Here is a 12,852-nt window from a genome sequence, read left to right as displayed (position 1 = left end):
CGCACCCGTTACAGCGAGCTATATGCTCATGAGCTGCGAACGGAATGGCGCGAGAGACGGGACTTGAACCCGCGGCCTCCGCCGTGACAGGGCGGCGCTCTAACCAACTGAGCTACTCCCGCAATCCAGAAAGTCACGGGCGCCGAAGCGCCCGTCGTCACAGCGTCCGAATACGTGATGGGCGCGCGGGCGTCAAGCCGCTGTTCGCGTTCGCGGGCGACAATCGCGCCTCCCCCGGCATCTATCTGCGGACGAAATCGCGTTTGCCGATCTCGAGGCCGTTATGCCGCAGGATTCCGTATGCGGTGGCGCAATGGAAATAGAAGTTCGGCAGCGCGACGTGCAGCAGGTAATCCTGCCCTGAGATCGTCATTTCCTGGCCGCCGATCTTCAGCGTCAGCTGCTTCGTTTCGGAGCCGTCGAGTTGCTCAGGCTTATAGCCCGCGAGCAGCGCCTGGGTTCGTGCGAGGCGTTCCTTCAACTCCGGCAGCGTCGTTTCCTTATCGGGGAAGCTCGGGACCTCGAGGCCTGCGAGGCGCGCCGGGGCGGCCTTCGCGAAATCGGTCGCCAGCTGAACCTGCCGGGTCAGGTTGAACATATCGGGATAGAGCCGCGAGCCGAGCAACACCGCCATGTCGATCTTCCTGGCCGACGCATGCTCGGCGGCTTTGTCGAGAATGGCTTCGAGAGACGCGAGCTGTTTCTGAAACGTCGGAATGGCGATGGCATACATCGAGACGGACATTGGCGTGCTTCCTCGTTAGCTGAGAGCTGATGCGCTCATGCTGGACTGGATCAAAGCTTCAACAAGGCCGTCCCTGCGTCCGGCTCCGCTCGGCGGAGTCGCAGGGACCAACAAAGATGGTGGGCGGTGAGAGGGTCGAACTCCCGACATCCTCGGTGTAAACGAGGCGCTCTACCACTGAGCTAACCGCCCGCACGACGCATCTTCTAGGCAGGTATGGCCGGGCCCGCAAGATGCTCTCTCGCCCGTCCGCCGGCAAAGAGTCCGCGACGTATAGGCTGTAGCAAACCCGCGCCCGATATTTCCTAGCCATTAACCGCCGACGGAAATTTGCCCCGCAGCGCAAGCAAATGCGGCATCGCCTTTGATATTCTCGTGCCGGACCGACGAGGGAGCGTGCGCAATGACCGTCAGCAAGATTGGACTTACCGCGGCTATGCTGACGCTGTTCAGCTTCAGCGCTTATGCAAATCCGTATGATGCCGATGGCAATCGCAATCAGGCTGTGAGCGTGTCAGTCAGCTATACGTTCACGCTGCCGCCGAACGGCCCAACCGACGTCGCGGACGGTGAATCGGAGCGAGGCCGGCGGCAAGCTTACGAAATGGCGGGACGTGAGTGCGCCAACCTGCTCGCGACCATTGCCGCGACCTGCAGCCTTACCAGCATCAATGTGTCGAGCCAGCCGCAGCGCGGATATGGTCAGGCGATGGAAATGACCAGCATCCGCGCATCGGCGAATTTCAAAATTACGCCGAAGGCGCAGACGGCATCAGAGCGTCCAGCGACGCAGCCTTGATCGTCGTCCGGCGAGTCCTCGTTTGAACCGTCGTGTCTTGCAAACAAAAAAGGCGCGCCGTTTCCGGGCGCGCCTCGAAATTCCGATAACGACCGCCTCAGTTGAGCGCGTCCTTCAAACCCTTCGCGGGCGTGAACTTCGGCACGCGTGAAGCCGGGATCTGGATCGTCATGCCGGTCGCGGGATTGCGGCCTTCGCGGGCTTTGCGAGCGGCAACCTTGAACGTGCCGAAATCCGGAATGCGGACTTCATGGCCTTCCTTCATCGCTTCGCGGATATGCGCGAGCACGGCATCGACGACGCCGCTGGCTTTTTCCTTGGTGAGTTCGCAGTCGCGCGCGACGGCGTCGATCAAATCTTTCTTGCTCATCTCATCAGTCCTCTAGTGTCGGAGATTGGGTTTCATCGGGCAGAAGCCCGGGACGGTCACCGTGGGGGAGTTTCGACCGTGCATGGGTCGGTAAAAGCGCCCAATCTCCAACGTCCGTCAAGCGGAAAACGCCCGTATTTCCGGACAAAAGCGCATGCAAATGCTCGCATTTAACATAAATAAATGCCCCCGCGCGTTTGACGCACGGGGGCAATAACCACTTCGCTTATCTTTCGACAAATCGTCAGTGCGCCGTTACGCGCGACCCTGTCTTGTCGGCATCTTTCGCCTCGAGAGCTTCCGCTTCCGCGACTTCATCCCAGGTGATCGACTCCGGCATTCTGACGAGCGCGACCTTCAAGACCTCTTCCAGCTTGGAAACCGGAATGATGTCCATCTTGGTCTGCACTTCGTTCGGAATCTCCGCCAAGTCCTTGGCGTTCTCTTCCGGAATGATGACCGTCTTGATGCCACCGCGCAGAGCCGCAAGGAGCTTTTCCTTGAGGCCGCCGATCGGCAGCACGCGACCGCGCAACGTGATCTCGCCCGTCATCGCCACGTCCTTGCGAACGGGAATTCCGGTGAGCACGGAGATGATCGCCGTCGTCATCGCGATGCCTGCGGACGGTCCATCCTTCGGCGTCGCGCCTTCCGGCACGTGCACGTGGATGTCGCGCTTCTCGAACAGCGACGGATGAATTCCGAAATCGACCGAGTGCGATCGCACGTACGCGTTCGCGGCCTGGATCGATTCTTTCATCACATCGCGCAGGTTGCCGGTGACCGTCATGCGGCCCTTGCCGGGCATCATGACGCCTTCGATCGTCAGCAACTCGCCGCCGACCTCTGTCCAAGCAAGACCCGTCACGATGCCGACCTGATCTTCGAGTTCGGCTTCGCCGTAGCGATACTTCGGCACTCCGAGGAAGTCGTGGACGTTCTCGGCCGTGACCACGATCGACGACTTCGACGACGTCAGGATTTCCTTCACCGCCTTACGGGCCAGCTTGGCGATTTCGCGTTCCAGCGAACGCACGCCCGCTTCGCGCGTGTAGCGACGAATGACTTCCTTCAGCGCGCTGTCCTCGACAGTCCACTCGCCGGCTTCGAGGCCGTGCGCGGTGATCTGCTCGGGGATCAAGTGGCGCTTCGCGATCTCAAGCTTCTCGTCCTCCGTGTAGCCCGCAAGGCGAATGATCTCCATGCGGTCCATCAGGGCGGGCGGGATGTTGAGCGTGTTCGCCGTCGTCACGAACATCACGTTCGAAAGGTCGTAGTCGACCTCGAGGTAATGATCGTTGAACGTCGCGTTCTGCTCCGGATCCAACACTTCGAGCAGCGCCGCTGCCGGATCGCCGCGGAAGTCCTGACCCATCTTGTCGATCTCGTCCAAGAGGAAAAGCGGGTTCGTCCGCTTCGCCTTCTTCATCGACTGGATGACCTTGCCCGGCATCGAGCCGATGTAGGTCCGACGATGGCCACGGATTTCGGCCTCGTCGCGCACGCCGCCGAGCGACATGCGGACGAATTCGCGTCCCGTTGCGTTCGCGATCGATTTGCCAAGCGAGGTCTTGCCGACGCCGGGAGGTCCGACGAGGCACAGGATCGGCCCCTTCAGCTTGTTGGTGCGCGCCTGAACCGCGAGATATTCAAGGATGCGTTCCTTGACCTTCTCGAGGCCATAGTGCTCCAGGTCGAGGATCGTCTGCGCTTCGGCAATGTCCTTCTTGACCTTGCCCTTGATCCCCCACGGGATCGAGAGCAGCCAGTCGAGATAGTTGCGCACGACCGTCGCTTCGGCCGACATCGGCGACATCTGCTTGAGCTTTTTAAGCTCAGCCAGCGCCTTGTCCTTGGCCTCTTTCGACAGCTTCGTGTTCTCGATCTTCTCTTCGAATTCCGAGATGTCGTCGCGCTCGTCGGAGTCGCCGAGTTCCTTCTGAATGGCCTTCATCTGCTCATTCAGGTAGTACTCGCGCTGCGTCTTCTCCATCTGGCGCTTGACGCGCGAACGGATCTTACGCTCGACCTGCAGAACCGAGATCTCGCTTTCCATCAGCGTGTAGACGCGCTCGAGCCGCTCGGAAATGCTGGCGGTTTCGAGAACGTCCTGCTTGTCGGAAATCTTCACCGCGAGATGCGATGCGATCGTGTCCGCGAGCTTCGCGTAATCCTCGATCTGACCGACGTTGCTCAGAACCTCGGGCGAGACCTTCTTGTTGAGCTTCACATAGCTCTCGAACTGGGTCACGACCGAACGCGCCAGCGCTTCAAGCTCGTCCTTGGCGCCCGGCACTTCGGCCACGCGCTCGACTTCAGCTTCGAAATAGTTGGCGTTCGCGGTGTAGCGGGTGATCTTGGCGCGCGCGTTGCCTTCGACCAGAACCTTCACGGTTCCGTCGGGCAGCTTCAGAAGCTGAAGCACGGAGGCAAGCGTGCCGATCTCGTAAATTGCGTCGGGTGACGGATCGTCGTCGCCGGCGTTCTTCTGCGCGGCAAGCAGGATCTGCTTGTCGGCGCGCATGACTTCTTCCAACGCCGCAATCGATTTTTCACGGCCGACGAAAAGGGGCACGACCATGTATGGGAAAACGACGATGTCCCGCAGCGGAAGAACCGGAAACAGTTCCTTGCCGACGGCCTTTTCCCTGGTCTTTTTATCTTCGCTCATTTGACTACCTATCGCCGTACGCTGGCACCAGTGAGGCTACCAGCACGATCCACGCTCGTTCCACCTTAAGAGCCACGCGTCCCGTCCCTTTTTATGGCGACGGTCGGCATTCTCGTGAAGCGCGAGCGCGGGGTGAGACCCAATTGCTAAATACCGGTTGCGGAGGAAATGCCCCGGCTGGCTCTTGTTGCCACTCCCTCCGAACAAATGGGGATCGAGCCCCCTTAAACAAGAGCCGGGGATTTCCCCCCGGCCATCCGTAATTATCGCGATTATGCGGAGCCCTTTTCCTCGGCCCGGTCGGAATATATCCGGAGCGGCTTCGCGGAACCTTCGACCACCTCAGGTCCGATGACGACTTCTTCGACGCCCTTGAGCGTCGGCAGATCGTACATCGTGTCGAGCAGGATGCCCTCCATGATCGAGCGAAGGCCGCGAGCACCGGTCTTGCGTTCGATCGCCTTGCGCGAGATCGCGCGCAGAGCGTCGAGCGTGATCGTGAGCTTCACGTCTTCCATCTCGAAGAGGCGCTGGTACTGCTTGACGATCGCGTTCTTCGGCTCGGTCAGGATCTGAACGAGGGCTGCCTCGTCGAGGTCTTCGAGCGTTGCAATGACCGGCAGACGGCCGATGAATTCCGGGATCAGTCCGAACTTCAGCAGATCCTCGGGCTCGACGCCACGCAGAATGTCGCCCGTGCGACGCTCGTCCGGACCCGTAACGCGAGCCGAGAAGCCGATCGACGATCCCTTGCCGCGGCGAGAGATGATCTTTTCCAAACCCGCGAACGCGCCGCCGCAGATGAACAGGATGTTCGTCGTGTCGACCTGCAGAAATTCCTGCTGCGGATGCTTGCGGCCGCCCTGCGGAGGCACGGAGGCGACGGTGCCTTCCATGATCTTAAGAAGCGCCTGCTGCACGCCTTCGCCCGACACATCGCGGGTGATCGACGGATTGTCAGACTTGCGGCTGATCTTGTCGACTTCGTCGATATAGACGATGCCGCGCTGCGCCCGCTCGACGTTGTAGTCGGCAGCCTGCAGCAGCTTCAGGATGATGTTCTCGACATCCTCGCCGACATAGCCAGCTTCGGTGAGCGTCGTCGCATCGGCCATCGTGAACGGCACGTCGAGGATGCGGGCCAGCGTCTGCGCCAGCAGCGTCTTGCCCGAACCCGTCGGACCGACGAGCAGGATGTTCGACTTCGCAAGTTCGACGTCGTTGTTCTTCGTCGCGTGGTTCAACCGCTTGTAGTGGTTGTGAACGGCGACCGAGAGAACGCGCTTGGCGTGGAACTGGCCAATCACGTAGCTGTCGAGAACGTTGCAGATTTCCTGCGGCGTCGGCACTCCGTCACGCGACTTGACGAGAGTGTTCTTGTTCTCCTCGCGAATGATGTCCATGCACAGCTCGACGCATTCATCGCAGATGAACACCGTTGGGCCGGCGATAAGCTTGCGTACCTCATGCTGGCTCTTGCCGCAGAAAGAGCAGTAGAGAGTGTTTTTCTCTTGAGCCATTTTCTCTCACTTTCAGTGCAAACCCACCGGCGCCCCGATGTTCTTGCTTTGGCCCGCTTGCTACGTCCCGGCAATTGCCGATGTGCGGCGACGTAAAATCACGGGATTCAATCTCTCACGCTAGCGTTCGGCAGATCAAGAATGGATTAATGGAGCCCACCCGGGCCTGCCTCGCAAGCGGCGGTATTGCCACAGTTGGTGAACGATGTGGCAACATCGCTATTCACCCTAACAGTTCATATAAACAATGGCGGATGTACGTCCTTTGTTCTACCCGCATAATCCCTGTGGAGCGAGGGCCTGCGTGTCCACAGGCCTTCGCCTTGTCGATGCACTTACTCTTTCGGGCTCTTGAGTTCGAGCGCGGCGACGTCGACTTCGTCGCGGCTTTCAAGAACCTTGTCGATGATCCCGAAATCACGAGCCTGGTCGGCGGTCATGAAGTAGTCGCGGTCGAGCGTCTTCTCGATCATCTCGTAGCTCTGACCGGTGTGCTTCACGTAGGTCTCGTTCAGACGGCGCTTCATCTTGATGATGTCTTCCGCGTGCCGCTCGATGTCAGAGGCCTGGCCGGAGAAACCGCCCGACGGCTGATGCACCATGATGCGCGCGTTCGGGAGCGCGAAGCGCATGTCCTTGGCGCCCGCGCACAGCAGCAGCGAACCCATCGACGCCGCCTGCCCGATGCAGAGCGTCGCAACCGGCGGCTTCACGAACTGCATCGTGTCGTAGATCGCCATGCCGGCGGTGACGACGCCGCCCGGCGAGTTGATGTACATCGAGATTTCTTTTTTCGGGTTCTCGGACTCGAGGAACAGCAGCTGCATGCAGATCGATGCTGCCATGTGGTCCTCGACCGGACCCGTCACGAAAATGATGCGCTCTTTCAGAAGGCGCGACGGCAGATCGTAGCCGCGTTCTCCGCGCGTCGTCTGCTCGACGACCATGGGCCAGAACGTGTTCGTCACGGTGTTGATGGGATCGCGCATCGCCTCGGTCTTTCCTGATTTCAACCGACGATCCCCGGAAGGGGTAAGCCGGTCAGATTCGCCGCTCTAGTTCGCACGCTCGTAGCACACGGTCCGAGCGCCGGCTGCGGCGCTCGGTCAACTGCGTCTCAAGCTTCCGCTTCGGTCGCTTCCTCGACCGCCTTCAGAAGCTCGTCTCTCGACACCTTCTTTTCGACCGGCTTGGCCTCGGCGATCACATGGTCGATCACCTTCTCCTCGAAGATCGGGGCGCGCAGCTCGTTGAGCGCGCCGGGCGTCTTTTCGTAGAATTCGTAGACCTGCTTTTCGCGGCCCGGATAGCGACGCGCCTGCTCGACCAGAGCCCGGCGCAGCTCGTCCTGGGAAACCTGCAGTTTGTTCTTTTCGCCGATTTCGCCGATTACGAGGCCGAGACGAACCCGGCGCTCTGCGATGGCGCGGTATTCAGCGCGCAGATCTTCCTCGGATTTGCCCTCGTCCGCGATGGTCTTGTTGGCGGCTTTGAGATTGTTCTCGAGCTGAGTCCATATATTGTTGAATTCGAAATCGACAAGGGACGACGGAAGCTCGAAATCGTGCGCCTTATCGAGCGCATCGAGGATTTCGCGCTTCAGCTTGACCCGCGACGCCTGATCGTATTCGCGCTTGATCTGGTCGGTGACGAAGCCGCGGAGCGTCTTCAAGTCCTCGGCGCCAAGGCCCTTTGCAAAGTCCTCGTCGACTTCCGGCTTCTTCGGCTTCGCGACAGCTGTGACCGAGACGTCGAAGTCGGCGGCTTTCCCTGCGAGATTCGCCATCGGATAATCTTCCGGGAACGTCGCCGTGACGACCTTCTGATCGCCGGCCTTCATGCCGACGACGCCTTCTTCGAAGCCAGGAATGAACTGCTTCTTGCCGATCGCGAGGCTCGCGCCTTCGGCTGAGCCGCCTTCAAACGCTTCGCCGTCGATGCGGCCAACGAAATTCATTGTCACGAGGTCGCCCTCGCTCGCAGCGCGGCCTTCTTCCGGCTCGTAAGACGTGTTGCGTTCTGCGAGATCGGACAGAGCTTTATCGACCGCCGAGTCATCGACGTCGGCGACGAGTTTCTCGAGCTGCAGCACGCCGAGATCGGCAACCGGGATCGGCGGCAGAACCTCGAAGTCCATCGTGTAGGAAAGATCCGTTTCGCCGTTGACGACGCGTTCGATGCCGCCGTCCTCGACGCCGAGCAGCTCCAGTTTCGGCTGCTGCGCCGGGCGCTCATTGCGATCCTTGACGGCCTTCGCGCTTGTATCGTTGATCGTCTGCTCCAGGACTTCCTGCATCAGCGATTTGCCGTAGAGCTTCTTCAAGTGCTCCATCGGCACCTTGCCGCGGCGGAAGCCTTTGATCTGTACGCGGTCCTTGAGCTCCACGAGGCGTTCGGAAAAGCGCTCGCCAAGCTCGGCCTTCCCCACCACCACCTGCAGGGTGCGCTTCAGTCCGTCTCTCGCTGTTTCAGTGACCTGCATCGTCCGTTTCCTGATTGGAGGCCGACACCTTGGTGCCGCGCCTCGCCGATCGACAAATTATCTAGGGAGATAGCGTCTCGTCTACAAAGCTCAGGCGGTGCCTTTGAAGGCGCCGCGCTGGTGCGGGCGGAGGGATTTGAACCCCCACGACTTGCGCCGCTGGAACCTAAATCCAGTGCGTCTACCAGTTCCGCCACGCCCGCTGAAGACGTTCCGATCTCACCTTTCCCGCTCTCTGTGAACCGTTGATTACGGGCTGCGCAAGGCGGCCGCAAACATCCAGAATTCCTCGATTGGCGCGAGTGTCCTGCCCCTTGCGGAGGGCGTCCGGCACACGAGCGGCGGGGAAGCCGCTGTCATACGCAAGAGCGACCGCGAAAACAATGCAGAAATGTATAAAATCAGACCGGCGTCCGCGCTGCGTCGGCGCAGCGGCAAAGCTCAATCCGCCGCACCTAGAACCAAGTAGCTCAAAATAGCCGAAGCCGGGAGCAGCAGAAAATAATAGGCCTGTTCCAGGTCCAAGTCGCTCTCGACCAGTAAATAAGCCAGTATTCCCGCCAGTCCTAAGGAAATGATCTTGGGAAACATCGCCGTACCCGCTTTTGCGAGTGTGGTTGGAGACCTCTGCAATGGAATTACCTGTCGCCCCAGCATCGATCCCGGACAACGCAAAGCTTCAAACAACAATAACAAATGATGTCTGCGGGACCGCTCCGTGAGGGGGCGTCCGCCTCTCGGCTTCAACTGAATTTCGTTCAAAAAATGATGCGGCGCGGCATGCGTTCGCGGCATTCAGCAACTTGCGACGCGCGCGGTATTTGCCTATCTGCTTTGAGCCGCCGGAAAATATTCCATCCAAGCCAAGCCACGGGGTGCTCCTTGCCGAAGTCTGCCAAAAATTGGATCGTCGAAACGGATTGGCTTGCGAGCCACCTCTCTTCTCCAGATCTGGTCATCCTCGACGGCAGCTGGCATCTCCCGACCGCCAATCGCGACCCCAAGAAGGAGTATCTGGCCGAGCATATTCCGGGCGCCCTGTTTTTCGACATCGACGATCTTTCGGATGAAAAATCGTCGCTGCCGCATATGCTTCCGTCGACCGTCAAGTTCGCATCCCGCATGAAGAAAATGGGCATCGGCGACGGCGCACGTATCGTCGTCTACGACACGTCGGGAATCTTCTCGGCGGCGCGCGTCTGGTGGACGTTCCGGGCCATGGGGCATCAGGACGTTGCGGTGCTGAACGGCGGGCTGCGGAAGTGGAAAGCGGAAGGACGGCCGCTCGAGGACGGCCCGGCCCCGAAGCGCTACGAGCGCCATTACACGCCGCTGCAGAATACCGAGATCATCCGCGAACTCGAGGAAATGCGGGCCTTGTTCCAGAAGCCCGGCACGCAGATCGTCGACGCACGCCCCGCCGCGCGCTTCGAAGGCCGCGATCCCGAGCCTCGTCCGGGTTTGCGCGCCGGTCACATTCCCGGCTCCAAGAACATCCCGTCGCAAGAGCTTCTCAATGCCGACGGAACGCTGAAGTCGCCGGAAGAACTGGGCAATCTGTTCAAGACCGTGGGCATCGACGTTTCGCGGCCCGTCGTCACCACCTGCGGGTCGGGCGTTACGGCATCTATGCTGGCATTGGCGCTTGCGGTCCTCGGCCAGACGAATGCGGCCGTTTACGACGGCAGCTGGGCCGAGTGGGGCCAGGACAACGGCTTACCGGTCGAAACAGGGCCCGCGCGCTAAGCCACCAGTCGATTCTCCACCCGAAGGCTCAATGCGGCGCGGCTTCCAGCGAGGCCGCGTTCTCCGCGAGAGCCTTCTCGATCATGCCGGCGATCTCCGGCGATTCCGGCGGGAGCTTAGTCGAGAACGATCGCAGCAGGCGTCCATCGCGCCCGACCAGATACTTATGGAAATTCCAGTTCGGCACGCCGGCCGGACCCATCGCCTCAGCCGCCCATTTGTAGAACGGGTGCGCGTCAGGACCGACGACGTGCTGCTTCGACGTCAGCGGAAATGTCACGCCGAATGCGCCCTGGCAGAACGTCTTGATCTCTCCCTCGGACTTCGGCTCCTGCTCGCCGAAATCGTTCGACGGAACGCCGATGACGACGAGCCCTGCCTTTTCGTATCGCGACCACAGATCCTGCAGTCCCGCATACTGTTTGGTATAGCCGCAGAACGAAGCCGTGTTGACGATCAACAGGGCCTTGCCGCGATACGCCGAAAGCGGCATCGGCTTGCCGTCGATCCCGGTAAACTCGAAATCATAGGCGAGGCCATTGACCGGATGTGATGGCGCGGCGCTCGGCGCGGCCGTCCACATCGCGACGAGGCTGACGATCATCGACCAAATCTTTCCCATTTCACCGCTTTCCGCATTCGTTCGAGCAGGCCATTCCCGCCGTCACGATACAGGCAATGGGCGGGATGATCACCCCCCTCGCCGCGCCGGCTTTTCCCCAAAAAAACTAACGCCTGCTCTGGTGTTCCGGCCGGAACAGCCGCGCCTGGCCGCTCACTTTAAAACTCCCTCCAGAACATGAGTTCACGGCCAATCAGCCCCAATGGAGGACACAACAATGGCATCATTCAAAACAGCACTCGCGATCGCAGCCGGCTTCGCAGCTCTTGCAAGCGCTTCCGCCGCCAACGCGCGCGGCGGCGCCAAGGAAGTTTTCGTTCAGGACTATCAGTTCGCGAAGCCGATGCACGGCTACTCCGGCCATTCCGGCAATTACTATTGCGATTATCAGCGCCTTCCGAACCGCAAATGCTCGATCAACGCCAACGGCACGGAAAGCTGCCGCATCGTCGGCTGGACGCTGCGTGAGATGTGCCAGTAAGCGCAATCGCAGTAGAGTTCTGCAAACCAAAAATGGGCTTCGGGCGTTCCCCGGAGCCCTTTTTCATTTTCGGTTCCGCAAACAATTTTTCAAATCCGCTCGGCCTGTTCCGCTGGAAACAGCGATGCCGAGCCAAGTCCCTTACGTCGATGCTCATGCAAATCCCTAAGGAGGATGACGTCATGAGCGCAGATGAAACCTACACCCGCCCGAAACGCAGAATTTTCCTGAAGCTGTCGCTGTTCGCGCTGATCGCGGCGGGCGCAGGCGCGTTCGGAGCCGTCAACATTTCTCGCAGCGACCTGCTCGGCGCGAAGTCCGGGGACGACACACTGAAATCGGAACAGGCTGTGACGCGCGTCGAGTGGCTCGCCGCCGCTCCTGGCCGCATCGAACCGAAATCGGGAACCGTTCGCGTCGGATCGGCTTTGCTCGGGCGCATCGCGGAAGTCGCCGTCAAGCAGAACGACAAGGTCGAGGAAGGCGAACTTCTGATCCGCCTCGACGATGATGAAGCTCGCGCACGCCTGCAAGCGGCAGAAACCGAAGTTGCCTCGCGCAAACGCGAGCGTGACGCGCAGCCGCTCGACAAGGCTCGCGACGAGCTTCGCGAAGCCGAAGACAATGTTTTCGCTACCGAACGCGAACTGACGAACGCGCGCTTCGAACTCGAATATGAATTGCAAGCGCGCCGCGAAGGCAACGGCACCGACCAGCGCGTTGTTCATGCGCGCGACGGTCTCGCCAAAGCCAAGGACAAGCTGCAGGACGAACGGTCCGCTTATGCCAAGGCTCAGGCGAAATCGAACATTCCTGCCCCGAACCGGCTGGAATCGGCGCTCCAGGCTGCGCGTTCCGACGTTGCCGTCGCGGAAGCTCTGCTCGAGAAAACGCGCATCCTCGCGCCCGTCAGCGGCACCGTTCTGCAGCTGCCCGCAAAGGCCGGCGAGATGGTCGCGCCGTCACCCGACCAGACGCTTGCCGTGCTCGGCGACATGTCGGTCGTTCGTCTCAAAGCTGAAGTCGATGAGATCGACGTTTCGAAGATCAAGGTCGGCGGAAAAGTCGTCGTCAAGAGCAACGCTTATCCGGGCAAGGAATTCGAAGGGACGGTTGCGGAACTCGCGCCGTCACTCACCTCGCCGCAGTTCGCCCTGCGCGGCGCGCGCCGGCCGGTCGACGTCGAAGTGCTTCCGGTGACGATCGACCTGCAAGGCAACCCGCCACTGCTGCCCGGCATGCGCGCCGACGCCTTTTTCAAATGACGAAATTCTGCGCAGAGACGCTTCTTCCGGAAGCCTGCGCAGACGAGCAATGGACCGGTGGCGGTGCGCGTCCTCCTTAGCGGAGCTGCCGCAGGTCCTGGCCGGGGAGGAGCGAGTTGTCCCACTCGCTCCTCTCCTTTTTGTTGTTGTC

12 protein-coding genes and 3 tRNA genes are annotated in these 12,852 nt (G+C 60.5%); 4 read left to right on the top strand and 11 right to left on the bottom strand.

Annotation, left to right across the window (positions count from 1 at the left end; all coding sequences use genetic code 11):
- Window positions 1–45: 45 nt before the first annotated feature.
- The 3 genes from HYPGJ_RS04720 to HYPGJ_RS04710 form a co-directional block, all read right to left on the bottom strand.
- Window positions 46–122 (bottom strand) — tRNA-Asp (locus tag HYPGJ_RS04720).
- A 119-nt stretch (window positions 123–241) separates the two neighbouring features.
- Window positions 242–745 (bottom strand): DUF1993 domain-containing protein, encoded by a 504-nt coding sequence (locus tag HYPGJ_RS04715; RefSeq protein ID WP_046846116.1) that lies wholly within the window; start codon window positions 743–745, stop codon window positions 242–244.
- Between the two features lie 117 nt (window positions 746–862).
- Window positions 863–937 (bottom strand) — tRNA-Val (locus tag HYPGJ_RS04710).
- Window positions 938–1,148: 211 nt separating this feature from the next.
- On the opposite strand from HYPGJ_RS04710, the gene HYPGJ_RS04705 reads away from it, so the two are divergent.
- Window positions 1,149–1,544, top strand: a complete 396-nt coding sequence (locus HYPGJ_RS04705; protein ID WP_046846115.1) for a hypothetical protein — start codon at window positions 1,149–1,151, stop codon at window positions 1,542–1,544.
- Between the two features lie 97 nt (window positions 1,545–1,641).
- On the opposite strand, the gene HYPGJ_RS04700 is transcribed toward HYPGJ_RS04705, so the two are convergent.
- The 7 genes from HYPGJ_RS04700 to HYPGJ_RS19065 all read right to left on the bottom strand — a co-directional run bounded on the left by HYPGJ_RS04700 (window position 1,642) and on the right by HYPGJ_RS19065 (window position 9,382).
- Window positions 1,642–1,914 (bottom strand): HU family DNA-binding protein, encoded by a 273-nt coding sequence (locus tag HYPGJ_RS04700; RefSeq protein ID WP_013215915.1) that lies wholly within the window; start codon window positions 1,912–1,914, stop codon window positions 1,642–1,644.
- A 244-nt stretch (window positions 1,915–2,158) separates the two neighbouring features.
- Complete coding sequence (gene lon / locus HYPGJ_RS04695) at window positions 2,159–4,585, bottom strand: endopeptidase La (protein ID WP_046846114.1); 2,427 nt, start codon at window positions 4,583–4,585, stop codon at window positions 2,159–2,161.
- Window positions 4,586–4,857: 272 nt separating this feature from the next.
- Window positions 4,858–6,105: an ATP-dependent Clp protease ATP-binding subunit ClpX gene (clpX, locus tag HYPGJ_RS04690; protein WP_046846113.1), complete on the bottom strand. Its 1,248-nt coding sequence runs from the start codon at window positions 6,103–6,105 to the stop codon at window positions 4,858–4,860.
- Window positions 6,106–6,440: 335 nt separating this feature from the next.
- Window positions 6,441–7,094: an ATP-dependent Clp protease proteolytic subunit gene (locus HYPGJ_RS04685; protein WP_046846712.1), complete on the bottom strand. Its 654-nt coding sequence runs from the start codon at window positions 7,092–7,094 to the stop codon at window positions 6,441–6,443.
- Between the two features lie 128 nt (window positions 7,095–7,222).
- On the bottom strand, window positions 7,223–8,587 hold the full coding sequence (tig, locus tag HYPGJ_RS04680; protein WP_046846112.1) for a trigger factor: 1,365 nt from the start codon (window positions 8,585–8,587) through the stop codon (window positions 7,223–7,225).
- Window positions 8,588–8,705: 118 nt separating this feature from the next.
- Window positions 8,706–8,790 (bottom strand) — tRNA-Leu (locus HYPGJ_RS04675).
- Between the two features lie 238 nt (window positions 8,791–9,028).
- A complete protein-coding gene (locus HYPGJ_RS19065; protein WP_143440494.1) occupies window positions 9,029–9,382 on the bottom strand; it encodes a hypothetical protein in 354 nt (117 codons plus the stop codon).
- Between the two features lie 87 nt (window positions 9,383–9,469).
- On the opposite strand from HYPGJ_RS19065, the gene sseA reads away from it, so the two are divergent.
- A complete protein-coding gene (sseA, locus tag HYPGJ_RS04665) occupies window positions 9,470–10,333 on the top strand; it encodes a 3-mercaptopyruvate sulfurtransferase (RefSeq protein WP_046846110.1) in 864 nt (287 codons plus the stop codon).
- Between the two features lie 28 nt (window positions 10,334–10,361).
- On the opposite strand, the gene HYPGJ_RS04660 is transcribed toward sseA, so the two are convergent.
- Window positions 10,362–10,955 (bottom strand): glutathione peroxidase, encoded by a 594-nt coding sequence (locus HYPGJ_RS04660; protein ID WP_046846109.1) that lies wholly within the window; start codon window positions 10,953–10,955, stop codon window positions 10,362–10,364.
- Window positions 10,956–11,172: 217 nt separating this feature from the next.
- Here HYPGJ_RS04660 and HYPGJ_RS04655 point away from each other — a divergent pair, with 217 nt between their 5' ends.
- Together HYPGJ_RS04655 and HYPGJ_RS04650 are read left to right on the top strand one after the other, a co-directional pair.
- Complete coding sequence (locus HYPGJ_RS04655) at window positions 11,173–11,436, top strand: hypothetical protein (RefSeq protein ID WP_013215922.1); 264 nt, start codon at window positions 11,173–11,175, stop codon at window positions 11,434–11,436.
- A 182-nt stretch (window positions 11,437–11,618) separates the two neighbouring features.
- Window positions 11,619–12,701 carry an efflux RND transporter periplasmic adaptor subunit gene (locus HYPGJ_RS04650; RefSeq protein WP_046846711.1) on the top strand — a complete coding sequence of 361 codons (1,083 nt, stop codon included), beginning with the start codon at window positions 11,619–11,621 and terminating at the stop codon, window positions 12,699–12,701.
- The last annotated feature ends 151 nt before the right edge of the window (window positions 12,702–12,852 follow it).

Source organism: Hyphomicrobium sp. GJ21, assembly GCF_001006785.1.
Taxonomy (GTDB): Bacteria; Pseudomonadota; Alphaproteobacteria; order Rhizobiales; family Hyphomicrobiaceae; genus Hyphomicrobium_B.
Note: the sequence above shows the minus strand (reverse complement) of the source record. Positions and strands in the feature narration are given on the sequence as shown.